Origin of the sequence: Sphingomonas sp. TX0543 (assembly GCF_048565505.1) — a bacterium.
Classification (GTDB): domain Bacteria; phylum Pseudomonadota; class Alphaproteobacteria; order Sphingomonadales; family Sphingomonadaceae; genus Sphingomonas.
Genome location: NZ_JBLZUS010000002.1, coordinates 3107683 through 3132142, shown reverse-complemented (window position 1 = coordinate 3132142; position 24460 = coordinate 3107683). Strand labels below are relative to the sequence as shown.

General features: G+C 61.3%; 26 protein-coding genes and 2 pseudogenes. 8 read left to right on the top strand and 20 right to left on the bottom strand.

Features of this window, described 5'->3' with window-relative positions:
• Window positions 1-26 precede the first annotated feature (26 nt).
• From ACM61V_RS15660 to ACM61V_RS15635, 6 genes are all read right to left on the bottom strand, one after another.
• On the bottom strand, window positions 27-1340 hold the full coding sequence (locus ACM61V_RS15660) for a TraB/VirB10 family protein (RefSeq protein ID WP_401531706.1): 1314 nt from the start codon (window positions 1338-1340) through the stop codon (window positions 27-29).
• Window positions 1340-2116 (bottom strand): type-F conjugative transfer system secretin TraK, encoded by a 777-nt coding sequence (locus ACM61V_RS15655; protein WP_401531704.1) that lies wholly within the window; start codon window positions 2114-2116, stop codon window positions 1340-1342. The genes ACM61V_RS15660 and ACM61V_RS15655 overlap by 1 nt, the downstream gene beginning before the upstream one ends.
• Complete coding sequence (locus tag ACM61V_RS15650; protein ID WP_401531702.1) at window positions 2100-2729, bottom strand: TraE/TraK family type IV conjugative transfer system protein; 630 nt, start codon at window positions 2727-2729, stop codon at window positions 2100-2102. Before ACM61V_RS15650 ends, ACM61V_RS15655 begins: the two co-directional genes overlap by 17 nt.
• A gap of 11 nt (window positions 2730-2740) precedes the next feature.
• Complete coding sequence (traL, locus tag ACM61V_RS15645) at window positions 2741-3007, bottom strand: type IV conjugative transfer system protein TraL (protein WP_401531700.1); 267 nt, start codon at window positions 3005-3007, stop codon at window positions 2741-2743.
• A 132-nt stretch (window positions 3008-3139) separates the two neighbouring features.
• A complete protein-coding gene (locus tag ACM61V_RS15640; RefSeq protein WP_401531698.1) occupies window positions 3140-3454 on the bottom strand; it encodes a hypothetical protein in 315 nt (104 codons plus the stop codon).
• Between the two features lie 136 nt (window positions 3455-3590).
• Complete coding sequence (locus ACM61V_RS15635; RefSeq protein WP_401531696.1) at window positions 3591-4418, bottom strand: DsbC family protein; 828 nt, start codon at window positions 4416-4418, stop codon at window positions 3591-3593.
• 373 nt (window positions 4419-4791) lie between these two features.
• On the opposite strand from ACM61V_RS15635, the gene ACM61V_RS15630 reads away from it, so the two are divergent.
• From ACM61V_RS15630 to ACM61V_RS15605, 6 genes are all read left to right on the top strand, one after another.
• Complete coding sequence (locus tag ACM61V_RS15630) at window positions 4792-5193, top strand: hypothetical protein (protein ID WP_419714118.1); 402 nt, start codon at window positions 4792-4794, stop codon at window positions 5191-5193.
• A 154-nt stretch (window positions 5194-5347) separates the two neighbouring features.
• Complete coding sequence (locus ACM61V_RS15625) at window positions 5348-5758, top strand: transcriptional regulator (protein WP_401531693.1); 411 nt, start codon at window positions 5348-5350, stop codon at window positions 5756-5758.
• Window positions 5759-5771: 13 nt separating this feature from the next.
• Window positions 5772-6386: a GntR family transcriptional regulator gene (locus tag ACM61V_RS15620; RefSeq protein ID WP_401531691.1), complete on the top strand. Its 615-nt coding sequence runs from the start codon at window positions 5772-5774 to the stop codon at window positions 6384-6386.
• 178 nt (window positions 6387-6564) lie between these two features.
• Window positions 6565-6702: a benenodin family lasso peptide gene (locus tag ACM61V_RS15615; RefSeq protein ID WP_401531689.1), complete on the top strand. Its 138-nt coding sequence runs from the start codon at window positions 6565-6567 to the stop codon at window positions 6700-6702.
• A 132-nt stretch (window positions 6703-6834) separates the two neighbouring features.
• Complete coding sequence (locus ACM61V_RS15610; RefSeq protein WP_419714117.1) at window positions 6835-7497, top strand: lasso peptide biosynthesis B2 protein; 663 nt, start codon at window positions 6835-6837, stop codon at window positions 7495-7497.
• Window positions 7494-9257 carry an asparagine synthase-related protein gene (locus ACM61V_RS15605; protein ID WP_419714116.1) on the top strand — a complete coding sequence of 588 codons (1764 nt, stop codon included), beginning with the start codon at window positions 7494-7496 and terminating at the stop codon, window positions 9255-9257. Before ACM61V_RS15610 ends, ACM61V_RS15605 begins: the two co-directional genes overlap by 4 nt.
• A 38-nt stretch (window positions 9258-9295) precedes the next feature.
• Here ACM61V_RS15605 and ACM61V_RS15600 read toward each other — a convergent pair whose 3' ends face one another.
• The 7 genes from ACM61V_RS15600 to ACM61V_RS15570 form a co-directional block, all read right to left on the bottom strand.
• Window positions 9296-11359 (bottom strand): Atxe2 family lasso peptide isopeptidase, encoded by a 2064-nt coding sequence (locus tag ACM61V_RS15600; protein WP_419714115.1) that lies wholly within the window; start codon window positions 11357-11359, stop codon window positions 9296-9298.
• On the bottom strand, window positions 11359-13914 hold the full coding sequence (locus ACM61V_RS15595; protein ID WP_401531682.1) for a TonB-dependent receptor domain-containing protein: 2556 nt from the start codon (window positions 13912-13914) through the stop codon (window positions 11359-11361). Before ACM61V_RS15595 ends, ACM61V_RS15600 begins: the two co-directional genes overlap by 1 nt.
• Before the next feature lie 73 nt (window positions 13915-13987).
• Window positions 13988-15058, bottom strand: coding sequence for a FecR family protein (locus ACM61V_RS15590; RefSeq protein ID WP_401531680.1), 1071 nt, complete (start codon window positions 15056-15058; stop codon window positions 13988-13990).
• Entirely contained in the window at window positions 15055-15597 is a 543-nt protein-coding gene (locus ACM61V_RS15585) for an RNA polymerase sigma factor (protein WP_401531784.1), read from the bottom strand. The genes ACM61V_RS15590 and ACM61V_RS15585 overlap by 4 nt, the downstream gene beginning before the upstream one ends.
• 269 nt (window positions 15598-15866) lie before the next feature.
• Window positions 15867-16814, bottom strand: coding sequence for a nucleotidyltransferase domain-containing protein (locus ACM61V_RS15580; protein ID WP_401531678.1), 948 nt, complete (start codon window positions 16812-16814; stop codon window positions 15867-15869).
• Window positions 16815-16859: 45 nt separating this feature from the next.
• Window positions 16860-17261, bottom strand: coding sequence for a type II toxin-antitoxin system VapC family toxin (locus tag ACM61V_RS15575; RefSeq protein ID WP_401531677.1), 402 nt, complete (start codon window positions 17259-17261; stop codon window positions 16860-16862).
• Entirely contained in the window at window positions 17254-17652 is a 399-nt protein-coding gene (locus ACM61V_RS15570; protein ID WP_419714114.1) for an AbrB/MazE/SpoVT family DNA-binding domain-containing protein, read from the bottom strand. The genes ACM61V_RS15575 and ACM61V_RS15570 overlap by 8 nt, the downstream gene beginning before the upstream one ends.
• Window positions 17653-17691: 39 nt before the next feature.
• On the opposite strand from ACM61V_RS15570, the gene ACM61V_RS15565 reads away from it, so the two are divergent.
• Window positions 17692-17928, top strand: coding sequence for a hypothetical protein (locus ACM61V_RS15565; protein ID WP_419714113.1), 237 nt, complete (start codon window positions 17692-17694; stop codon window positions 17926-17928).
• Window positions 17929-17989: 61 nt separating this feature from the next.
• Here the strand turns inward: ACM61V_RS15565 and istB are convergent, their stop codons facing one another.
• Window positions 17990-18769 (bottom strand): IS21-like element helper ATPase IstB, encoded by a 780-nt coding sequence (gene istB / locus ACM61V_RS15560; RefSeq protein WP_419714112.1) that lies wholly within the window; start codon window positions 18767-18769, stop codon window positions 17990-17992.
• Window positions 18759-19517 (bottom strand): annotated as a pseudogene (locus ACM61V_RS15555) (Mu transposase domain-containing protein); the annotation flags it as partial. The gene istB and the pseudogene ACM61V_RS15555, both read right to left, overlap by 11 nt.
• A gap of 59 nt (window positions 19518-19576) precedes the next feature.
• Here ACM61V_RS15555 and ACM61V_RS15550 point away from each other — a divergent pair.
• Window positions 19577-20776, top strand: coding sequence for an IS256 family transposase (locus ACM61V_RS15550; RefSeq protein ID WP_286772157.1), 1200 nt, complete (start codon window positions 19577-19579; stop codon window positions 20774-20776).
• A gap of 45 nt (window positions 20777-20821) precedes the next feature.
• On the opposite strand, the pseudogene istA reads toward ACM61V_RS15550, so the two are convergent.
• The 5 genes and pseudogenes from istA to ACM61V_RS15525 all read right to left on the bottom strand — a co-directional run.
• Window positions 20822-21592, bottom strand: a pseudogene (gene istA, locus ACM61V_RS15545) (IS21 family transposase); the annotation flags it as partial.
• A gap of 89 nt (window positions 21593-21681) precedes the next feature.
• Window positions 21682-22188 carry a hypothetical protein gene (locus tag ACM61V_RS15540; protein WP_419714111.1) on the bottom strand — a complete coding sequence of 169 codons (507 nt, stop codon included), beginning with the start codon at window positions 22186-22188 and terminating at the stop codon, window positions 21682-21684.
• A gap of 65 nt (window positions 22189-22253) precedes the next feature.
• Complete coding sequence (locus tag ACM61V_RS15535; RefSeq protein ID WP_419714110.1) at window positions 22254-22757, bottom strand: hypothetical protein; 504 nt, start codon at window positions 22755-22757, stop codon at window positions 22254-22256.
• A gap of 294 nt (window positions 22758-23051) precedes the next feature.
• Window positions 23052-23282: a hypothetical protein gene (locus tag ACM61V_RS15530; protein WP_286771961.1), complete on the bottom strand. Its 231-nt coding sequence runs from the start codon at window positions 23280-23282 to the stop codon at window positions 23052-23054.
• An 81-nt stretch (window positions 23283-23363) separates the two neighbouring features.
• Window positions 23364-24341 (bottom strand): patatin-like phospholipase family protein, encoded by a 978-nt coding sequence (locus ACM61V_RS15525; protein WP_419714109.1) that lies wholly within the window; start codon window positions 24339-24341, stop codon window positions 23364-23366.
• Between the last annotated feature and the right edge of the window lie 119 nt (window positions 24342-24460).

Genomic DNA, 24460 nt, shown 5'->3' with positions numbered 1-24460 from the left:
TTTGGCTTCTCCGATTGTCGCGGGCATCAGAATTTGCTCCCCGCGCTGGGTTTGATCTCGAGCGCGACCCCTTCCTGGATCACGACCACCACATCCTTGGCGGCGCCGACCTCGACGATCGGGCCAGCCTGGCGCGCGAGATCGAGGTAGAAATCGGTGAGTTTCTCGGACGATTTGGAGAGCCCGCCGGCGATGCCGGTCTTCGCCGCATCGCCCGCATCGAGCGTGCGCACCGTGCCGAGCGCGGAGGTCGAGGTCGAGCCGAAGGTGTTCTCGACCGATTGCGAGATACCGCTCAGCGTGCCGGCGATGAACGCGCGGGCCAGCGTCGCGCCAGCGCGCGTCACCACTTTGCCCGACAGTCCCTTCTTGCCGTCGGTATCGACGAAAAAGCCTTTGACCGGCTGGTCGACGACCGAATGCTCGTCGAAATCGACGCACGACAAGGTGACGAGCTGGATCTCGACCCGTTCCTTGGCGAGACTGCCGGTTGCATTGCCGACGACAAAGCAGCCGGCGAGATTGGCCTTCACCTCATTGGGAAGCACGGCCGGTGCCTGGACGCGGGCGATGATCGGTTCGGGATTGCTCGTCGCATCGCGGCTCGCCAGCGCATCGACCCCGGTCAGGAGCCGCGCCTTCATGAAACCAGGCGGCAAGTAAATCGTCCGATTCTTTTTTTTGGCCGCGGGCGAGCCATCGCCACTGGCCTTGGGCACGACCGGACTGGTCGCCGAGCCGATCGTGCCGACCGTTTTCTCGACCGGCGGTGCGGGTGGGGCGGCAGGCGCGGTCGGCGGCGGCGGCAGTCGGTCGGCGTCAGCGCCAATGTCACCCGTCACGGGTGGGACGGGCAGATGCGGCGCGGCGCCGGGTAAAGCGGGCGGCAGATCGCCATCCGCGATGCCGGGCGGCAATCCGTTCGTCCCCGGCGATTTGCTGCCGGGGACGACCTTGCCCTCCTCGATCGCGCTGATGCGGTCGCCGAGCAATTGCTGGCCGCTGAGGATTGCCTTCAGATCCCCGCGCAATTTCACCTCGAGGCTGTCGCCGCGCAGACCTGCGCCCATGTCGAGTTTGGCGGCTTCGGCGGCGGGTCTTGGCGCTTCGTTGTGCCCGGTCGCGCCATAGAGGCCGAGGCCGAGCAGCCCGACGGCGGTCGCAACCCCTGATTGTTTGGCGCGGAGTTTCTGTTTGGCAGAAAGTCGCGCCCACTGCGCCTTCACGTCGAGAAGCGCGGGACGGGCGCTACCTGAAACCACCTCGGGTGGACGGTTCGCCGACGCCTCGGGTGAGGGGGACGACTGATCACCAGCGCCGGATTTGTGATCGCTCGCCATCACCGAGCGACCCCGCGGCGGATCACGACGAGGCGTGTTGTCTCGCCTGTGGCGAGCCTGGTTTTCTCGGCGGTGATCGCAAAAATCCCGGCCCCGAGCGCTGGATCGACGAGATCCTGTTCGCGGATCGAGACCGGCTGCGCGGCGCTGGCGAGGTATTCCGATGCGTCGAGGCCAGAACCTTCGATCGCGAGGCGCCGGCGTTCACGAATGCTGAGAGCGGGAAGGGCAGTGATACGGAAAGTGGCGGCATCGGGTGCGATCTCGGTGAAGCTCGCCGGGATACGGTCTTCGAGCAGCGCCAGCGTGATCGATACCGCGCGCTCCTCTTCGACCAGCGGGCCGAGGAGATCGGTATTGGCACGCGCCTGCTGGCGTCGGCCCGGCTCGAGGATCACCGTCTGCGCGGGGATCTCGGCCGGCTCCGCATAGAGCGGATAGGTCGCGCCGTTGCACAGGACGTAGAATTCTGCGGGCTGGGTGACGAAGGTCCTGGTGACCTGCCCCTGATCATCGGTCTCGCGGACGAGGAACTTGATCCATGCGTCCGAGCCGCCTTTCTCGACCGCGAGGCCCTTCTCGGCCGAGAATTTGACGTCCTCGATCTCGCCGCCCTCGCAGACGATATGATTGATGTCCCGGTTGGAGAGGCGGATTCGGCTGGTCTGGTCGGGCAGCGCGTGGATATTTTGCGCCGCAGCGGGGAGAGCACAGGTGAGCGCCACCATGAGTGGGAGGACGCGCGCGATCGCGCCCCGGCTAGCGAGCTTCGGCATCGAACTGCTCCTCGGTGAGGCGCGTCAGCCAGAAGCGACCGTGGTCGATCGCATAGCCGATGCGGATATTGCCCCGGAATTTGCGGATCACCCCGCCGATCACGCGGACCTTTTCGACCGGCACGACGATGTCGTGCGCGGTCCAGGTCACCGACTGGTCGCCACGGATGTAGGTGGCGATCGACAGGGTCGGGTTGTTGGCGAGCTCGTCGAGCACTCGATTGAGGCTGTCGCGCATCGCATTGTAGGCTGACGGGTGGACGATCGACAGCAGCTCCTGGAACTGCCGGTCGGCGGAATAGGTCGACCATGTCCCTGAGAGCGCGATGATGTCGCGCGTCATCGTGCGGATATAGGCTTCCGACGGCTTGTTCCCGGTGATGTAGAGGTCGCCGCCCGCGCCAAACGGGACGACCACGGTCCGCGCATTCTGGTTGGTCGAATAGATGACCGCGCCGAGCACCGCGCTCACCCCGAACAGGCCGGCGATCGCCGCCTTCAAGAGCCGGTTCTCTTCGAAGAGGTTAGCCGAGCCCTGGAGATAGCGATGCAGCCCATAGCTCGCCGGCTTGGCCGCGAGCGGGTCACTGTCGGGTGAGGGACGCATGAACATGCGCATCCCCATCACTCGCAGAACCGGGTCTGGGTCGGACCCGGATAATGTTTGAAGCCCACCACGCCCCAGCGCCACGCAAGGTGCGCGAGATAGCCGCGTGGTTTCGAGCGCTTCCAGGGAATGAAAAGGAGGAGGGCAAGGATGAGCGCCCAACCGATCATGCCGCCGACGATCGCGGCGACGAACACCGTCGAGGTCGCGAGGACGAACTCGTCCGATCCGAACCACAGGATCTGGACGGGACGGTGCAGATATTGCGGCAGACGTTCGTCCATCGCCCTCCTCCTTCCGCTTCATGATGCCCGCAAAGGACATCGGTCTCCGGGGACCGACCATCGGCCCCCAGCTCGTGGGCGGCGCGAAATCCGCGCGCGGGCTTCAGCCCGGGCGTGAGTGCGCCGCGGGTGTCAGACGATCATCCCGAAGGTCTGGAGGATGCTGTCCGCTTTGATGAGGCAGACCGCCGCGACGATCGTCGGGATGCCGATCATGATGTTGGAAAACAGGCGAGAGACGCCGAACAGGAAGGCGGCAACGCCGCCAACGAAGCCCAGCGGGCCCTTCACGCCCTTGTTCACGACAATGTCGTAGATGTCGTAGCCAAGATCGCCTTGCGCCGGGGCCGAGAAGGCATGGGCGGGCCCGGCGATCACGGCCATCGCGGCAAAAGGGAGGGCGACATTGGCGACGCCAAGCGCCCGGGATCCGAAATTTCGCATCATTGCTAAGCTCCATTGGCTGGGAGCCGTCCGATCGATTTCAGCCGGGGCGTCGGTGGACGGCTCCTGACGAGCCCGCCGTCTCCGGTTTTGCTGGATCTGGTGTTCGCGGCGCCCGCGGCGCGAAAGATCGCTGCACTCAGTTGTCGGCGCCGGGCGACGCCTTCGAGGCGCCTTGGCGATCGAGGAAAGCCTCGAGCTCTCCCTGCTGGAAGCCGGAGACGAGCTTGCCATCCACGATCAGCGTCGGCGTGCCGGTGATCCCGATTTTGGCGACGAGCGCGGCATCGGCTTCGACCCTGGCGTGCCCCTCGGCGCATTGTCTGAACACCGGCGGGGTTTGCCCGGCATAGGCCGCTCTGAACGCCGCCTCCTTGTCGCTTGAGCAGAGTATGTGCTCGGCCTTCGCCGCGGCGGATGGATGGATGCCGCTCACGAAGAACACGAGCCGGCGGACCTTCTTCCCCTCGACCGCCTTGGTGTTCCAGAAGCGCTCGAGCGCCTGGCAATAGGGGCAGTCCGGGTCGGTGAATTCGATCACCGTTGGCGCGCCTGCAGGCCCGATCGCCAGCGCTTTGGTCGGATCGATCGCCTTCAATCGCTTCGACGCCCCTTGTTCCTGCGTCAGCGCTGTGAGGTTGATGCCGTTCTTGTCGTAGATCGAGGCGAAGAGGAGATGCTCGCTCTCCGGCGCGTAATAGATGATCCTGCCTCCCGCGTTTGCCTGGTAAATCGGACCCTTGACCGGGGCCGGCCCGAAATCCTCGAATTGCAGGTTGGCGAAGCTCTGATGGAGCTGGCGCTCAGCAGCCTCAGCTGCAGTACCCAATGCCGACAAGCCCCGCGTGATGGAGGTCTCGCCTGCACCAGTGACCGGCGCGGCTTGTGCTTGCGCCCCGCCAGGGAGCATAACACCCGCCACAAGAGCGACGAGCAGGCCCATATTGCTGGTTGGCGTTCTGGTCATGGACGCATGTCTCCACTTTCGCCCGCTCGCGGGTGCTGGGGATGGAAATCTGGCGAAGGGCAGGCCGTTCGTTCGAAAAAGGGCGCCCTGGCTTCGTCGTTTCGACACGGCACGGATGGCAGCGGCGAGCGCCGCCCCGCAAGGCAGGAGGAAGTTAGTTTCCGGTTTGAGGCAGTGTATTGCCGATTATCGGAAATGAATTTCCGAAAACCGGAAATACATTTCCGGTTTCACGATCTGTTCTCGTGACGGCAAAGCGCTCGTAAACCGCCCCGCAAGACGGTTTGGGGCAGAGCAGGGTCGCTCGATTCGGTTTTCAAGCTGGAAACGGAAAACGGCGATGGCGACTGGGATACGATCACGAGCTTTCAAGTTGCAGCTTTCAGCTGAAGGAATTCAGCTGTTTCTGCGCGGTCATTGTCGATTGTGCCGACTGGTAGGAGATCTCCTGCCGCACGGTGCAACGCTATATGTCGCTGTAGCCGGGCTCCGGCACGCGAGCGGCGAAACAATCGCGGCCTGTCTGCTCGATCCTGAGCTTGACCGCCTGGGCGGCAGGATTGTTCGTTATGTCGGAACGTCGCCCGCGCTTGCAGATCACGTCGAGGATGCAATCGCACGCGCGACGACCGCGCAACCAGTCCATCCGACTCCCCAGGTCTGGAAGACCTTCCTCGTAGCTCTCATGCTCCTTGAAGAGCGCGATGACCGTCGATTGCTGAAAATCTATGACGAGGTGTGCGGCGAGATTGGGCGGTCACCATCGGATTGTTAAAATTAGTTGCGCGTGCGAGACTATTTTCCCGTGTCACTCGGAAAATACTCTCGCGCGCGCGACAAGACGAGAATTGACGACATGATTATTGTACAACATCATCTCTGCGGGCTGTGAGTTTGGATCTTTGAGGCGCTGCCACGGAGTCCGGCAGATGACGCTCCAAAATCCAAAAACGACCGACAGGGAAGATTTTGCGTCGATCAAGGAGCTTTCCGGAAAGCTCATCGAGCGACGAAGGCGCCGGGACAAGATTCCGCAAGCGCGTCTCGCCCAAAAGACCGGGCGTAGCGAGCGGTGGGTGCGTGAAATTGAGGCCGGTGCTGCGACGTCGAGGTTCGAGGATCATATTCGCTGTGCGCATGCGCTGGCGATGACGACCCCACACCTTTTTATTCCAATTCTCGCAATGGAGCACCAAATGACCGTACCGCGCGAACTGTTGCTGCAGGATGATCTCTGGGAACTCGAATGCGAACTCCTTGATGTCGTTGTTCGTCACCAGAACCGCATCACGTCGAGATTGAGCGCACAAGCTGGCCTTAGTCGGCCGGGCGAGCGTTGAGAGCGAGGCGGGGATGGCGCCGGAAGCTGTCGCCGCGGAGCGGGCCTATCAAATGCTCAAAGCCGATGTTGTCGCAGGCCGGTTTAAGCCAGGCGAGACCATCGTTGAACGCGTGCTGGCTGCCGAACATGGAGTGTCGATCGCGCCATTGCGGGATGGGGCGCAGCGCCTCCTGGGCGAGGGGCTGCTCGAACCGGTCCAGCGCGGTGGATACCGCGTGCCGGCGATTTCTGAAGCCGAGCTCCGTGATCTCTATCAATGGCACGAACACCTGGTTCGCCTGATCGTCAAATTGACCGATCATTCGCTGTTCGACGCACTATCCGTCGGGGAATTCGACGCCCTTTCGGGCGACAATGCCGCCTCCATGGGAACCCGACTTTTTCGTTCGATTGCTGCGCTAAGTGATAACCGGGAGCATGCGCGGGCGCTACTTGCCGCAAATGATCGTCTACAGCCGGTCCGGCAACGTGAGTCGGTGGTCCTCGCGAACTTGACGGGGGAACTCGAACACCTTCGAAATGCACTCCTTCGCGGTTCGGATCATAACCGTTTTGCGGCAATTCGAGCCTATCATCGCCGAAGAATTCGCCGCGCCAATAAGATTATCGAGGCGTTAGCAACGTAGCGAGAAGGGCGATTTGTCGCCGGGAATTCATGTGGTCCGCGAATGTCGCGGTCCTGATCTTTATCAGTTTCAAAGAATAGTCGCCCGAACGAGACCTTATAAGATCGCAGCCGTCTGCAAGGCCTTGCTAGAATTGCGATGGCTGCAATGGTGCAGCCACTCTGCAACGGAGGTACATATGGACCGGTATGACGATCGCGATATCGAGGTGATCGATCTGGGCGCCGCAAGCGCCGAGACCAAGGGGCCGCTCGGCGGACACTTCGACGGCGTCTCGGGCATCACCAATCCGGGTCTGTCCGACGCGGACGATTGATCGCCTTCGAGGGCGCGCGGCGAGGTGGTCGCGCGCCCTTTCGCCCCTGTTGGTGCTACCTGCCGCCTGCCCGTAGGCGGTAGTACAAAGCGCCCACCCGCACAAATGGAACTCGCCATGGCTGCGCTCCGATTGGCCGACGCGATCTACGCTTGCGATTTCCAGTCGGGAACAGTCGTCCTCGATCTGAACGCGGATCGATATCTTCTGATCAGCGGCTCGCTGGAAGAGGCGATGAAGGTCGCGATTTCCGGCGGCATCCCGACTCGAAACCGGGAGGTGCAGATTGGGAAATTAGTCAGCCGAGGCATTTTGACAGCCGAACCGATGCCGGTGACGAAGGATCGCGCGCCCGCGCCGCGCCGGGGGCGACGGCCGACGGCGGCGCTGACAGGTGCTCCGACCAGAGTTTGGGTCGTGTCAGCTGTGGTCCGGATGATCGCCACCATGTACGAGGTGCGGAAACGTCCGATACGGGAGATTATTGCCGAACTAATTGAGGCCAAAACCCGCATTAGCACGGGCGGCCCCCGCGAACTGGATGGCTTGTCGCGGATATCCGGAATATCGACGGCTGCTCGCCTCATCGATTTCCTGTTCGGTGCCAATCGCTGGTGCTTGCCCCGATCGATCTGCGCGATGAGAATGATGATGGCCGCCGGCTATGCGCCGCGGATGGTGATCGGAGTCGTCGACCGACCATTTCAGGCACATTGCTGGGTCGAAATCGGCAAGTTTACCGTCACGGATGCCCCGGATCGCGTTTCGCCCTTTCGACCAATCCTGACGATATGACCGTCGGACGCTGCCTTGCGGTAATCGCGGCGCGACCGGGCGATATAGTTGCGCCGGAGATCATTGCGCGCCTGTCGGGCGTTCATGCGCTCCAAATCCGGTACCGTAGCGCGAACATGATGGTCTGGACTGACGAGAGTTTACCAGCGCTGCCGCTCGATCCGGACAAGGGGATCGTGATCGGGGCCGTCTTCGAGGGATTGTTCCCGGCGAGATCGGTCGACCGGTTCGACCAGCGTCAGGTCGCGACAATCGGCCAAACTCACGGGCGATCCCTCCACACCGATATGTGGGGTGGTTTCGTTGCTTTTCTCGCGTCGCGAGCAAATGAGGAGGTGCGCGTTGTACGGGACGCTTCGGCGACGCGTCCGATCTATTTTACGATGTTCGGGCCCTGTGTTGTCATGGCGACGAGCGTGCGGGACTTCGAACTGCTCGGCGCCGCGAAGCCGGCGATCGATCTCGCCTACCTTGCCGGTCATTTGCAGATGCGGGGATTTCGGTTTCACCGAACGGCGCTCGAGGGAGTGGAAGAGCTCGGGCCCGGTGAACACCTTGTGATTGCGGATGGCACCGCACGTCGCGAGCAAGGATGGTCTCCCTGGGATTTTGCCGCCCGGTCCGTCCAAATTGATGATTGGCGCGAAGCAGCGGAGGGGCTGGCGGCGACGGTGGACGCTACGATTGGTGCCTGGGCGTCGTGTTATCGTCATGCGCTCCTGGGGGTGTCGGGGGGGCTTGATTCCTCGATTGTCGCGGGGGCGCTTCATCACGCAGGGGTCGAACTGACATTGCTTAATCTGCTGAGCGTCGAGGGGTCGCTCGGCGACGAGCGGCACTATGCCAACGCGCTTGGCGATAGCCTCGGCAGGGAAGTCCGCAACGCGACCGAGAGCATCGCCAGTATCGATATCCTGCGGTCAGACGCAGCCCATCTGCCGCGGCCGCTTTCGCGTGCCTTTTCGCAGTCGGGCGCGCGCAACGTGAAGGAATGGGCGGAAGCGGTCGGCGCTGATGTGGTGTTCAGCGGCGGCGGCGGCGACAACGTCTTTTGCTATATCCAGTCCTCGGCGCCCGTCGCTGACCGAACCCTCTCGCGTGGCGGCCCATTCAAATTCTGTGAAACCGTGAGGGATGTGAGCGCGCTAAGCGGGGCCGGCGGGTTCACGGTTGCGCGTGCGGCGGTGAGGCGGCTCCGACGACGCCATCCCGGCTATATGTGGAAGCCAGACTTGTCGTTCCTCCGCGGCAGGTACCGCACCGTCGAATTCGATGTCGGATGCCACCCCTGGCTGGCTCCCACAAAAGAGCGTCTACCGGGAAAGCTCGAGCACATCGGGTTGCTTGTCATCGTCTCGAACTTCACTGAAGGCTTTGGCTATGAACGGAAATACCCGGTCATATATCCGTTACTGTCCCAGCCCGTGGTCGAGTCGTGCCTCAAAATCCCGTCGTGGATGTGGTGCCGCGGCGGCGTGAACCGGGCGGTTGCGCGCGATGCCTTTCGCAACCGGTTACCATCTGAGATCATCGAGCGGACGACAAAGGGAAGCTTCGATCGCCTGGCGATAGAATTGATCGAGCAGCAAGGTCGTAAAATCGAGGATCTCCTGTGCGGCGGTTTCCTGTCGGATGCGGGGTTGCTCAGAACGGATGAAATCCGACGCGCGTTGCGCCAACCCGGCATGTACGATGACCTTGCCTGGGCTCGCATATTGGCGCTCCTCGACGTCGAGGCCTGGTGTCGCAGCTGGCAATAATGCTCTGCGCGTGAGCCATTCGCGCGTGCGCATCGGCCTTACGGTGTTTTCGCTTCCGGCTTTGGGAGAAGCCAGCGAGTGAACCAGTCGATCGACCGTCTGTTGCGCCAATATTGGTGAACGGGCTGACCGCTCGCCATATGGCCTTCCGACGGATAGACGTACATGTCGACGTCCTTCTGCGCGTCCTGCAGAAACGCATATTGCTGCAGACAGAAAAGATATTCATTTTCAGGTGGTTGCATGAGAATAGCGGCGTTGACCGCCCTCGCGTTCAGCGCAGGCGACGTCTCTTTCCAGATATGGTCGGAATCGTCGAGCGGCTTCGGCAGCCCGATGACTTCATAAACCGCCTTGCGCCACGAATTGGCCGCGGGCGCGACGAGCGAATAAGTGCCCGGATCGATGGTGGGGCCCGATCCGATAACCGCGGCTCGAAACAGATCGGAATGGCTCACCGCATAGGTTGCGGCATTGGCGCTGAAGCTGTGTCCGGAGATGCCAACATTCCTGGGGTCGATGACGCCCTTGGCGGCCAGCTGATTGATTGCGATCTGGTACGATGCCAACATGTCCTTGTAGGGCTGCATCGTGAGAATGCGATTTTGCGCGTCCCGCTGCGCGAAAATATCGTTGTTCGTATTCATGCAGAGCGCAGCGATGCCGTGTTGGGCAAGAATGAACTCCGGCGCGAGCCACGCCGTGCCGCCCTGCAGGAAACCTCTGCAACGATATGTCGTGATGACGAGGGGAGGCTTCCCGGACGTATTCGTGTCGGGGAGAACGAGGACACCGTTCCACAACCGCCCTGCGCTATCTTTCCATTCGATCAGCTGAGTGGCCGGGAATGACTTCGATGCCAATGCGGCATTCGGATCGGTAAGAACGGCCTCGCTTCCGCTATCGAGATCAATCCGAACCAGGCGGGGAGGGCGGGTCGGTCCGGCCTCGACGCAAAGAAGCTGATTTCCCGCGACTTCGCATCCGCGACCGCTGTAGATTGAGCCGCCATCGAGCGCGCCGCTTGCAGGCCGGATCGTGCGGGACTTGCCGGACTTCGGATCCCATGCCTCGATCGCCGTTCGCCCACGAACGCCTGGTTCCGAAAGAACGACGATCTCGTTGTGGCGCTGGTTGAAGGTGACCTGTCTGATGGCGCTTGGCGATCCGGCGCAGAAGGCTGCGTCACAGATCATATTGCGCCCATCAGCGAGGCGCGCTTCGATCCTATAGGTTCCGAACGGGCCATCCGGGTTAGCCTTCACCAGCTGGCGAAGAACAATGCGAGTGCCGCTCGCCCCAAGCCGCAACTCAGCGGTCCCAGAAATTGCGTCATGGGTTTGGAGCGCGTGAACGTCTGGCGGCACGGAATTGGAGGAATTGCGCGTCGGCAAAACCGGCGCGGTGGCGAGTTGCACCTCCTTCTGGCGCAAGTCGCCGCGCCACGCCTCATCGACCACCTCATCGCCAACGCGCCTGATCGTCGTGGTGCGCTCGCCAATTCGGAAATTGTCGATAAGGGGTAGGCCGTCGGTGATGACCGAGCGGTCAAAATGGATTCCCCGCGCGCTCTCCGCAGCCTGCTCGCGATCGATTTCCGCTCGCGGGTTGCGAACCTGATAGGATAAGGTTCGCCCGTCGGCCGACAGGCTGAAAGCATCGACGTCAGCGGTATCCGCCGTCACTTCCACATCGGCGTCCGTCGTCAGTCGATGAACCTGCACCCCGGAGCTCGATTCCACGAGCGCATAGAGCGCGGCGGAATCAGGCGCCCATTGGCTGACGCCGTCCTTGGGAACGCTCATCAGCGGGATTACAGTCGGCGTGAATGCTCGCCCGACCGGTTGCGCTTCGTCCCGCCCCGAGATGCGCTGGATATACCATTGGCCGGATACGGCGTTGCTGGCGACCGATCGGGCGACGACGCGAAATGCCACCCAATCGCCATCGGGCGATATCGAGAGACTATCGATCTGGCGAGTTTCGACGATGTCGGTGATGGTCGGCTGCGATGGGTCCCGCGTCGCATCTGCGGAGGCGGGTACATCCCACAGCAGAACCAGTGCAACCCCGGCCGAGCGAAGGAAAGCTGCGCGGACCATCACCATTCCTTCGTGATGGCAAAATTGACGAAGCGGCCGACCGGGGAATAGTTCAGCGGATCATAGGGCGTGTCGTAGACGCCGGTGGTCTTGATCGGCTTCGGGCTCGCGTCGAGGATGTTGAGTGCCGAAAGCGAGATGTCGATCCCACGCAATGGTCCCGACTTGTCGGTAAACCGATAGCGTGCAGAAAGATCGACTGTGGTCATCGGGCCCGCGCGCCCGGCGAGGCCGATCCGGGTGTCCTCGACTGGTCCGGTATAATTGACGTAGGACGTCAGCGTCAGCCCGTTCTGAGTCCAGCTTGCACCGGCGCGCCCGCGGAAGTGTGCGGGGTTGAAGACGGTACCAGCGAGTTGGACAGGCGGGAGGTCTGCGGTCAGGCGCTGATTGCTGTCCAGATAGGCGCCGTCCGCCGTCACCTGTACCCGGCCGCCACCATGTGTCGAGAAGCCATATTTGAGGCTGAAATCGACGCCGCGGATTGATTGGCTTACCGCATTGACGTTGCTGTCATAGACGATCGCGGCGATATTCGTTGGATCGTATGGCAGTCCGGTATAGTTTGTAAAAACACGGCTTCCGATTGCCTGCGCCACGTCGGCGGTCGACGGCGAATATTTGACGAAGCTGCTATATTGCGGATCGCTCAGCGCCTGGGAGATATAGGCGACCGGCGCGACGATGCGCTGGTTATAATTGACGTTGAAGTAGCTGATTTCCAGCGACAAGCCCTGGATCGTCGGCGGGTGCAATGCAGCGGTGATCGTCCAGGTTGTCGCCCTTTCCGGCTTCAGGTCCGGATTGCCGCCGTTCAACAACAGCACCGGTGCCGAGGCCGGATAACCCGTGCCGCCAAGCGTGCTGACATTGTAAACATCGGCATATTGGAATGAGTAGCGCTCGAAGAAGGTTGGCGCCTTGAACGATTTTCCCCACGATGCCTTGATGTCGAGGAGAGCTGACGGCGAATAAATGATTCCGAATTTCGGCGTGGCGATGCTCGCGATCCCGCGGTAATTCTCATATCTGATCGCGGCGTTGAGATTGAGCTTGTTGATTCCCCGGATTTGTTGCCCGGGCGAAACCACGGGAATGCTCATTTCGCCGAAGGCGAAATATGTCCCCTGCGATACATCGATATTCTGAATGTCGCCGGACGTCCGATAGCCGTGGTAGCCGGTCGAGCGATAACCCGTCCCCACTGCGAGTTTGATCGCGCCTGAGGGCAAGGTGGCGAGATCGCCGTCGGCGGACACCTCGATGCTCTTGAGGTCGTTGCAATAGCAGCCCGCGGTCAGTGAATGGAAACCGCCGAAGGCCTGGTCAAACGTGTAGTAACTGCTGTCCTTGCTGTAGACGCCAGCGATCTTGGCCTCCCATCCCGATCCGAGATCGATTTTGAGGGAAGGGGCGATCGAGAGCGACCGGCTGCGAAAGGACAGGATCGCACCGCTCGTGGTGGGATCGCCGGCAGCGGTCAGCGCATATCCACGCGAACTGGAGCGGTTGTTATAGATCGCGTCGATGTCGAATTCGATTCCGGGAAGGAGCGTCTGATGCCCGGTGAAGATGACATTGTGCTGGGTCAGTCGGGGCAGGAGCGTCAGTCCCGGCGAGGCGGCGGCGGCATAGTCGCGCTCGCTCGCAAGCAGCGGCGAATTATGCGAGAAATCATAGGCCAGCATGACGCCGCCGCTGCTCCAGGTGGTTCCGCCCACCGCGCCATATTCCTGCTGCTGGTTGCCGCCATCGGTTGATGCCCCGAACCGCGCTGACGTGCTGAGGCCGCGATAGTCGCGCTTCAGGATGACGTTCGCCACACCCGCGACAGCGTCTGACCCGTAGAGCGCCGAAGAGCCATCGGCGACCACCTCGATCCGGTCGAGCGCGGCGATCGGGATCACGGAGAGATCGATTGCCTGATAGGCGCCGCTATAGGCCAGGCGGTGCCCGTTGAGCAGCGTCAAGGTGGCGTCCCCGCCAAGGCCGCGAAGATCGATCGCCGACCCCGATCCGATGTAGTTTCCCTTCTTTTCGGGTGTCGTGATATTGGAGCCGGGATTTTGCGCGCCTCCGAAATTTTGCGGGATGGTGCGCACGACGTCGCCGAGACTGACCTGTCCTGAATCGACGATCTGATTGCGGGTAAGGCTGATGACCGGCGAGGTTATCGGCGCTCCGCGCAATCGGGTTCCCGTGACCACCACGTCGTCCTGCGAGGTATCAGCTTCGCTCGTCGCATGGCCGCGAACGAAGATTGCGCCATTGCTGACCTCGATACGGAGGCCAGCAGGGGAGGTTATGGTGCGCACGGCTTCCTCGGGCGAATATCGACCCTGGAGTGCCGGAGCCGTGATGTTCCGGACGTCCTTGGGCTGGAATAGTATTTCGGTATTGGATTGCTGACCGATCGCGAGAAGCGAGGTCGCGAGCTTCTGTCGCGGCAAATGATATTCCTGCGGCGAGAGGTCCTGGCAATTTGCCGGACTGCTCATTGCGACCGTGATCGCGGAAGCCGCCAGGTTCAGGTTCCAGCGATTGAAGGTGCCCATGTCCATCCCCCCTTTTGTGGGCCGCGCGTTAGTCGCGCGGTGTTCGGGAGGATGGATGCGCTGATCAGGGAAATTATGAGGGCGGTCGACACCGCACGACAGAATTTTGTGTGCAGCGCTGCCGAAGGACATAGCCGCCGTCTTCGTATGACACCGCAAGCTTCAGGAATTCGGCGATCTTTTCCGCCACCTGCCGGGTCTCCTGAAGGTGGAACGTACCTGATACGCGGAGCGCCCCGATCTCCCGCGTTTTGACCGAGATCGGCTTGCGCGCATAACGGTTTGCGGCGTCCAGCACGCGCGACAGCGGAACATCGTTGAACGCCTCCACCCCTTCCGGCCACTTCTCGTTGCCAGGCTGAGTGGTTCGTTGGGGCGTGCCATTTTCCGCATCGACATAGAGCTGATCACCGGCAGCCATTCGCGTGAATACGGCGGGCATCGGACGTGGAAGGCCAGGGGAGGCGGACGGCAGGTCGGGCTGGCTTTGGACGTCAAGTGCGCCCTGGACGAGATTGATCGCGACCCGCCGAGTGGGAAGCAACGCCACGTCGAAAACGGTTTCCTGGGCTCTGACGACGGTCGTGTCGGCGCGAACGACAAATGGTCGCTTCTCGCGCGCGACATAGAATCGCGCCCGGCCGTTCATCAATCGGAGTCCGCGCTCGGCGGGCGTATAGGAGGCAAGCACCACGCTGTTGGTGTCGAGGGCGAGGCGCGATCCATCGGATAGGGCGAAGTTGCGGATTTCGCCGACACGCGTGGCGTATCGCGCCTCCATCTCGTGTCCAGTCTCGCTAAGTATATGCATGGTCAGGGCAACACCCGCCCCGCCCACGCCGGTCGCTGCGACGAGGCCAATCAACAATTTGTGCCGAAACGGCCTTTTTGTGATGCGATCCCCTGAATCGGCGCGCGTATCGTCATCGGTCGCGTGTTGAGGAGCATCCTTGAGCAATTTGCCGAGATTAAAAGTTTCCGCGACGCTGTTATATGCGCTGATGTGAAGAGCGCCGCGGGCCAGCCAGGCATTGAAATCCGCGCGCCGCGCATCGGCTTCCGGACCCCGCATGATGGCAAACCACTCTGACGCCTCGTCACGAAGCTGGCTGCGCGAAGGTGTCGGGTTGGATTCGTCGTTCATTCTTGCCCCAACGCGGCGTCGAGATGCGCCAGTGCGCGCGCCACATGATATTGCACCGTGGGGATACTGACCCCCAATCGTTCTCCGATTTCCTTGTAGGTCAGTTCTTCAACGCGATGAAGCAGAAACACCTTCCGGGTCTTTTCCGGAAGCTCATTGAGCGCCTGAGTGTAGATTTTCAGCACTTCGCCAGCCTCGATCCGGTGCGATTGTTCCGGTTCGATTGACGGCTCCAGTTCTTCGACCAGCGGTGCATATTGATAGAGCGCGCGGGTCCGGAGACGGCGTGTCCGCTCGAACAGAAGGTTCTGCGCGATCCGCCTGAGATAATGCCGTGGATCGAGGATTGGACGGCGCGACATTTGATGCGCCAGACGCGCGAACGCCTCGTGGACATAATCGCCGGGCTCGTCGTCGCCGCGCAGGCGGCGCCCGAAAAATGCAGCAAGTCCCCTGGCTTCGCTGCGATACATGCTTTCCAGCGCCTTATGATCACCGTTCTCGGATGTGCGATCGGCATCGCTTACAGGAGCAGCTATTTCGGCGTGCGCAGAACGAGGTCCGCGTGCAGGTGGCGGGGGGCGCATGGTTTCACAGTTCCTCACAAGCGGCAGCAAGCTGTCCCCGGCGAGCCGGAGCGAAGCTTGTGAGGTGGGTCGTCTATGTCTCCGCGGCGGAGATGACGACTACTCGACCCGTATGTCGAGTTCCGATCAACCTGGCAGGGTAATCCTGTGGGCGGCTGCCAACTTTCCAGCCCGTTCTGGCAGTTATGAATCCAAAGAGAGGCATATTCAAGCCCTCGGCTTCATCCGCTTGCCGGCGGCGATCCTTTTGTTGCATCGGCCGCGGCCTTCAATGCGGCTAGGTGCTCGCTACAAACTTCATGCACGATCTTGCCAAGCACCTCGATCCGAGAGCGGATCCAATCAAGTTCTTCGACCGAAATGCTGAAATGCTTGGAATACTGCGCCTTCCGGTAAGCCTCTTTGAGCTTTTGAAACATGGCGCGCTCTGACTTTGTCTTGCGGGGCCATGCATCGAACAAGCGTTTGTCGAGCCTTTCGGCCATTCCACGAAGAAATAAAATATTGGGGTTGTGTGGGGCGTACAAGCTCAGTGTCATAAGAACGCAGCGATACAATCTATCGGTCGCCAAATTATAATCAAAAGCAGTATCTTTATTCCATCCTTTATCATAAGATACGTTTGCTAAGTAGAATCGTCTCATTGCATCAGGAAAGAACTCATCAAAGTTATCTTGTGCTATTGAGTATAATCGCTCAGGGGTCTTGGGTTTTGGGTCGGCGAGTTCGCGGTCGTCGGATTGATAGAGCGCAATGCCGTCCTTTGCGATCTCCATCATCAAAATCCGTCCATGCGAGAGGTCATCATTCACCTCCTGGAGTGTATGGACGATGAAATTGACCGGCGTACGAATGATTTTCTCGATCGAAAACGCGTCGATCAGTCGATATTCGGTCTTCTCCCAATAGGTAGCGCGATCCGTCATCTCTTTCTGATCGACGATCACGAGAATATCGAAATCAGATTTATATTCATTGGGGTCTGACGGCGCATCGACCCAGTCGCCGCGCGCATATGAGCCAAACAAGATGACCTTGAGGATGCGTGCGGATTTGCGTGGACCGGTCGCATTTTCTGTCGCTTCGCGAAACCCCCGAAACAGCATCTCGACGACGCGTTCGAGTTCGCGCTGCTTGACCGCGGGGAGATGATCGAGATCGGTGCGCATATTTTCATTCCAGCATTCGACAGGGTGCTAGCGCAACCCCTGGTTTCACCTGACGACCTCAACCTCGATATCAACATCGAGTTCGCGCCAGGCGTGATCGGTCGTTACCGCCACCGCTCCCTTAGACTGCGCCAGAGCAAGACATGTGCGATCGCCGAGCGACAGGCCGGCCTTGCGGGTATGAGCGCGTAGTGCGCCTCCCAGGTCGGCCTGCTCGCGGTCAACCTCGATGATATCGATATCGAGGTCCCCAAGCATTGTCTTTGCTTCCTCGGCGTCGACCCCGCGATCGACCAATTTGGCGAATACCTCATGGTAGTTCACTGCCGAGACCAACGCGCGGGTAAGGCGCTCCTCGACGCGTTCGGCGCCGGGCTCGCCAAACATGACGCAGAGGAGGGCGGAGGCATCGAGGACATAGAGACGCTCGCTTGTTTCCTCAGTCACGTGATGCCTCGGCGCGACGTTCCGCGATCAACTCGTCCGATACAAGACCATCTTTCGGCGCGAACTCACGCAAGCGCTCCTGCACGCGCCGAAGCGCCGAGCGGGCAGGGCGGATACGCACCTCGTCGCCCTGCATTTCGAACAGTACGGTATCGCCATTTTGAAGGCCAAGGGAGCGTCGGATCTCCGCGGGCAAAGCTATCCGCCCGCCGGCGATTATCCGTCCACGAAGTACGTTCATCGGACCAATCTCATTCTTGGTACTGAGATATTTGTAGTACCACAGGTCGTCCTTGGGCATCAAGAGTACGGAAGTGCTCGAGCCCGGTAGGAGCTCGTCAGAAACCGCGCGATAAAGGACGACCGCGGCATCCAACGCCTTTTCGATCATTTCGCGGGTCGCTTCTGTCAAATGTAGATCGACGCGACGATGGTCACCGTGAGCCGGTTCACGCTTCACGATGCCGAGCTCGGCCAGGCGAGCGGATCGTCGATGGGCATTCGCTGGAACATTGTCGATCGAGAGGCACGATTGAAAGATGGTCCGCCCTTCGGCCTCCGCAAGATAGAGTTGAAGCAGAAGTACCCAATAGGGGCGGGCCGAGAGCTGCTTGCCGATCTTCTGTTCGAGTACTTTATCAAGGTGTTGATTTCCACTGAGAGTTGACCCGGGATTTTCATCGAGAAGTGACCCGGGTGGATATGGTGTCCCGCAGTGCGGGGTTGGGTCAAGTGGTGGCTTTTTCCTTTCTGGGTTTGGGTGCTGCGGCACTGGCTCTGAACCGGAAGCTGTCGTTGCCGGTTTCAAGGATGTGGCAGTGGTGGGTGAGCCTGTCGAGCAGCGCGGTGGTCATCTTGGCATCGCCGAACACCCCCGACCACTCGCTGAACCCGAGATTGGTGGTGATGACGACGCTGGTATGCTCATAGAGCTTGCTGAGCAGGTGGAACAGCAGGGCGCCACCTGATGCGCTGAACGGCAGGTAGCCGAGCTCGTCGAGGATGACGAGGTCGAGGCGTAGCAGTCGCTCGGCCAGCTGACCGGTCCGGTTCATCGCCTTTTCCTGCTCGAGCGCATTGACCAGGTCGACGGTGGCGAAGAAGCGGGCCTTCTTGCGATGGTGTTCGACGGCCTGGATGCCGAGCGCGGTAGCGATGTGCGTCTTACCGGTTCCTGGCCCGCCAATGAGCACGACATTATCGGCACCGCCGAAGAACTCGCCGCGGTGAAGCTGGCGGACCATCGCCTCGTTCACCTCGCTGGAAGCAAAGTCGAACCCGGCCAGGTCCTTGTAGGCGGGGAACCTGGCGGCCTTGATCTGATAGGCGACGGATCGAACCTCGCGCTCGGCGACCTCGGCCTTGAGCAGCTGGGAAAGGATCGGCACGGCCGCGTCGAATGCGGGTGCGCCCTGCTCGATGAGGTCGCCTGCGGCCTGGGCCATGCCGTACATCTTGAGGCCGCGCAGCATGACCACGATTGCAGCGCTGGCGGGGTCATGACGCATGGCGCATCTCCTGATCCCGCAAGCTGTCATAGCGCTCGACATTTGCGACCGGCTCGCGCTTCAGGCGCAATGCCTGAGGAGCATCGATCGGGGGAGCCGGAGGGGCCTTGCCGTCGGTCAGGCGGTGGAGGATGTTGAGGACGTGGGTCTTGGTCGGAACCCCGGCCTCCAGTGCCAGCTCGACCGCGCACAGGACCGCCTGCTCATCGTGCTGGAGCACAAGGGCAAGGATATCCACCATCTCTCTGTCGCCGCCCGGACGCTTGAGCAGGTGGTGCTGCAATCGCCGGAAGGCATCGGGCATCTCGGCGAACGGCGCGCCGTTGCGCAAGGCTCCCGGCTTGCGCTGGATCACCGCCAGATAATGTCGCCAGTCATAGATGGTCAGACCGCCGGCATGATGAGATCGATCGATGATGCGCTTGTGCTCGCACACGATCTGGCCCTCCGCGGCGATTGCGATCCGATCGGGGTAAATCCGCAGGCTGACCGGGCGGTTCGCGAACGAGGCCGGCACACTGTAGCGGACGCGCTCGAAGTGTATGAGACAGGTTGGCGATACACGCTTGGTCTGCTCGACGAAGCCGTCGAAGGAGCGCCCCGGGGGCATCAGACTGGCCACCTCGATGGCGTGGACGTCGGCAACGGTGCCGGGCAGCACCCCATGCTCGATCTGAGCCCATTGCGCGATGCACTGTGCTTCGAGCCAGGCATTGAGTGCGTCGAGATCGGGGAAGCTTGGTGTCGGCGGGCCTGTCGGAAATTTTGTGCGCGGAGCCATAAGATGGAAGAGAAAGGACCATCGGCATGGCGATCGAGAAGGACGTATTGGATCAGTTGCTGGCAGGGCGGGATCCGAATGAGCTGTTTGCCAAGGACGGCTTGATAGACGAACTGAAGAAGGCGCTGTCGGAGCGGATGCTGTCAGCGGAGTTGGATGATCATCTGGAAAGCGAGGAAGCCGCGGGCGCTGCCAATCGGCGTAACGGTTCGTCGAAGAAGACGGTGTTGACGGGTGCGTCGAAGATGACGCTGGACATACCGCGTGACCGGGCCGGGACGTTCGACCCGAAGCTGATCGCCAAATACCAGCGGCGCTTTCCCGATTTCGACGCGAAGATCATCTCGATGTACGCGCGGGGCATGACGGTGCGCGAGATCCGCGGGCACCTCGAGGAGCTGTACGGCATCGACGTCTCGCCGGACCTGGTTTCGACGATCACGGACGCGGTGCTGGAAACGGTCGCGGAATGGCAGGGCCGCCCGCTCGATATTTGCTATCCGCTTGTTTTCTTTGACGCGATCCGGGTGAAGATCCGCGACGAAGGGTTCGTCCGCAACAAGGCGGTCTACATCGCGCTGGGCATCTTGCCGGACGGCACGAAGGAGATCCTCGGCATCTGGATCGAGCAGACCGAGGGTGCCAAATTCTGGCTGCGCGTGATGAACGAGCTCAAGAACCGTGGCGTGGCCGATATCCTGATCGCGGTCGTCGATGGCCTGAAGGGCTTCCCGGAGGCGATCAACGCCGTATTCCCGGAAACCGTCGTTCAAACGTGCGTGGTGCACCTGATCCGCAACTCGATGAGCTTTGCTTCCTGGAAAGATCGCAAGGCCATCGCCAGTGCTCTGCGCAGCGTCTATCGCGCGGAAAATGCCGATGCCGGCCGCGCCGCGCTGGACGCCTTCGAGGAAGGCCATTGGGGCCGAAAATATCCTGCAATCGCACAAAGCTGGCGCCGCCATTGGGAGCAGGTCATCCCGTTTTTTGCATTCAGCGCGCCGATCCGCCGGATCATTTACACCACGAACGCGATCGAGGCGCTCAACTCAAAGCTACGCCGCGCTGTTCGTACCCGCGGCCACTTCCCGGGTGACGAGGCCGCGATGAAGCTGTTATACCTTGTTCTCAATCAGGCGGCCGACGAGTGGAAACGGGCCCCGCGCGAGTGGTTCGAGGCTAAAACCCAATTCGCCGTTATCTTCGGTGAACGGTTCATCGCCTGATGAACGAAACCGGCTCCGCGCACAAAATTTCCGACAGGCCCGTGTCGGCTGCCACAGCCGTCGCCGCGCATCCTGGACGTTCTTCTCGACCTGCCCCTTCTCCCATCCCGAGGCCGGATTGCAGAACTCGGGCTCGAACAAATAGTGGCTCGCCATCGCCGCAAATCTGGCGTTGACCTGCCGCGCCTTACCCACACCGATCCGATCGACCGCTGTGCGCATGTTGTCGAAGATGCCACGTTGGGGCACGCCGCCCAGCACGCGGAACGCTTGCGTCAACGCGTCGAACAGCATCTCGTGCGTCTGGAGCAAATAAGCTCTGACGATGAAGGCACGGCTGTGCGAGAGCTTGGTGTGCGCCACCTGCAGCTTGGTCTGCCGGCCGGCCAACATCGCCCAGTCCTCGCTCCAGTCGAACTGGAACGCTTCGCCCGCGGCGAACACCAGCGGAATGAACGTGCCGCGACCGCTGGTCTGCGCCTCGCGCTGCCGCTCGTCCTTCCACGCGCGGACGAATGCCGCCACGCGGTTGTAGGAGCCGTCGTAACCCAGTGCGACCAGATCGGCGTGCATCTGCCTGGCGGTGCGTCGCTGCTTGCGCGACCTCGCCGCCTCGCTGCGCAGCCAACCCGACAGCTTCTCTGCGAACGGATCAAGCTTGCTCGGCCGATCGGGAACATTGAACTTGGGCTCGACCGCGCCGGCACGAAGGTACTTGCGGATCGTGTTGCGCGACAGTCCGGTGCGTCGCTCGATCTCCCGGATCGGCATCTCTTCACGAAAATGCCAGCGCCGGATCACGCTCAATAACGCCATGTCGATCACTCCAGGATCCCCCGACCAGGCAGCCAGGGGGAAGGTCAGAACATGGGTCACTTCTCAGTGGAAATTACGCCCCTCCCGGGTCAACTCTCAGTGGAAATCAACAATTGCACGAGATTTCGGGCCCTGGTCGAGAGCGCAGCGCGGTTGGGCGCCATCCTGGGCCGCGCATCACGATTCTGTGCCCACGTCACAACGTCACGCGCTCGCGCAGGGCTGATTCCATAGGCAGCGCCGATCTCGCGGAAGCTTTTGCCTTCGGCCTTCATCGCCATCATCTGCGCGCCGCGGACGGCCGCGTTGTGCGATCGCTCGTTTCGCGGTGCGACCCAGGCGACTGGCGCGACGGGTCGCTTGAATTCGAACACCCGCTCGCCATCCCAGAGCCGGATCGCACTAAGCTCGCTCTGTTTGATCGCGTCCACCGCCATGGTTTTGGCCGCGGCGAGGTCTGGTGCTTCGATCACAGAGATGCACGGTTCCCCCTGTTCGGGAACGGAACGGAACGCATAGGCCACCAAGACGACAATCCCTCCTATCTTCCTGATCCTGTGGTAAAATAAACGCTCGCGCAACGCGCCGGTTGCCAATCGCCTTCGGAATGGGGACGATTGGCTATTCGTACCGGTCGATCGACCGGGGCCAAACTTTCAGATCAGCGAACCTTCCGGTTCGCGCTGCCTGGTTCCTGATCGTTGGCATCCAAAGTCCCCGCGCCGGAGCGGTTGTGCTGGCCTGGCGCGGCATCTTCTCGCGGCGGTTGTAGCTGACGTGCAGATAGTTCGCGTGTTTTCGGCGGAGGATCGTCGGTCGGCACACAGCCGAGCGCATGGAACAGGGCAGGGCCATCTGCGCGACGGGGATGCGCCGACAACATATCGAGCTGGATCGCCATGCATCGCCGGTCGTTTGTGGCGGAGCGCCGGGCGGCGACCTTGGCCAGCGGGATCGCCTGGAATGCGCCGAAGGTGAGCATCAGCAGCGACATGAACATGAAGGCGATCCGCAGCCACCCGCGGAAACCATATGAAGCATCGAAGAGAAAGGCGAACATGCCGGCGGTGAGGCCAAGGCAGCCGAGTTCGACGGCGTCGCCGTAGCGAATGAGCGGCTGGCCGAGCGTCATCATCCCGAGCGCTGCGACGCCGATGCCCCACAAAACGGCTCGCCCTTGTTCGCGATCGACCTTTTCGGAGTTGGTTTCGTTCGTCTCATCCGAGAGGCGGTGCCGCCTGCCGCGAGACGGGCCCGGGATTTCGCTATCAGACCTCGGGGCGATCGCTCTGATCATTCTGGTCGGTGTCTTCGGCGTTCGGCCGCGGAGGGAGCGATATGGTAACATCTTGCTTCTGTGACCTGCGCCAGGATCAGTTTCTATTCGGGCGGGTATTTTCCGGACCGCCGATGGCTTGATCGCCTTTCCACCAATCCGTGCGGGGACGACGACGCTGCGCTAATTCTGGTTCTTGCGGCCGGCGCCCTGGGCCGCCGCGCGCACCATATGCGCCCAGCTGCCGATATAGGCCGCACGGCGTTGATACTGCTCCCCGGCGTCGGCGGTCATCACCGCGATCCCGCCAATCGTTTCGGCAAGCTCGTTGGTAGTGCAGATTCCATTGCGCTCGAGGATACCGCCGAGCGCGGCGAGAACCGAGCCCATGGCAAACATCGCATCTTCATCCATCGTGGCGACCTTTCTTGGTTTTTGGGGATGGGGCGGGTTGCACCTTGACGTGGCGGTGGCCGGACGGCTGTTCCGCTCGGGTCACAGCGCCGCGGCAAGGCGGTCCAGTTCGGCGTCGCCGCCCTGGCGGTCGAGGTAATCGGTCGTGGCCTTGAGGATGCGTGCGATATTCGCATCAGAGGCATCGTCCATCGCGATCTTGCCGAAGCCGTCGAGGCTGAATTCGAGGCGGAAGTAATTCTCGGGCTCCAATAGTTTTTTCATCTGATAGTGGACCGTCTCGCTCTGACCGTCGAACATCGCCTCCAGCAAAGGTACGCCCCGCGTCGGTGCTGCCCATTGCAGAACGCCCCAGCGCTTCTGTTTCTCAAATTTGACCGTCGACTGACCGCAGCCGAACGACGCAACAAGGAATTCCGGTTTTTCGCCGTTTTCCCCTGCCCAGGTTTTGACTGCCTCGACATAGCCGCACATCGCCGGATTGTTGGCGAACAGGCCTCCATCGGCTCCACGCATGTCATGGTGCAAGGCGGTGAGCTCGGCGGGGTCAAAATAGAAGGGAGCGCTCGATGAGGCGTTCACCACATTCCACAGCGGCACTTGGCTGAAGCGATTGTCGCCCACATTTCTGTATTGGGGGCCGCCATTCGGGAAAATCGGCCCCGGACCCGCCGCGACATTGTAGAAAGTGCCGAGGAAGTTTCGCTCAAGCTCGCCCAGCGTCAGATTGCCCAATATCTGTCGAAGCACCGCGCCTTTGGCTGACTCTTTGTATTTTCCCGAAAAAAGCGGAAACGGGCCAATCCCCGCCCATTGGCTGGTGAACATCGCCTGCCCGTGCGTGTGATACAATTGTTCGATGTCTTTGGGGGCAAGTGGCTGGGCTGCCTGACCGGAAGCGGCGAGGCCTGCCGCCACGATGCAGCCGGTCGAGGTGCCGACGAACAGTTCGAAGCTGTCCGCGACCTTTAGTTTACCGCTGTCCAGGAGCTTCTGTTCCAGCCTGGCGAGCATATGCGCGGGCGCGATGCCCCTGATGCCGCCGCCGTCGATCGACAAGACGCGTATCTTCATCGGCAATTCCTCTGCGTCGAAACGTCCCACACGAACAGGTCTGTGTCAGCCGTTGTTCCCCTCATTTTGGACCAAGATCCATGTCGTTCGTGGACGGTAGTGCG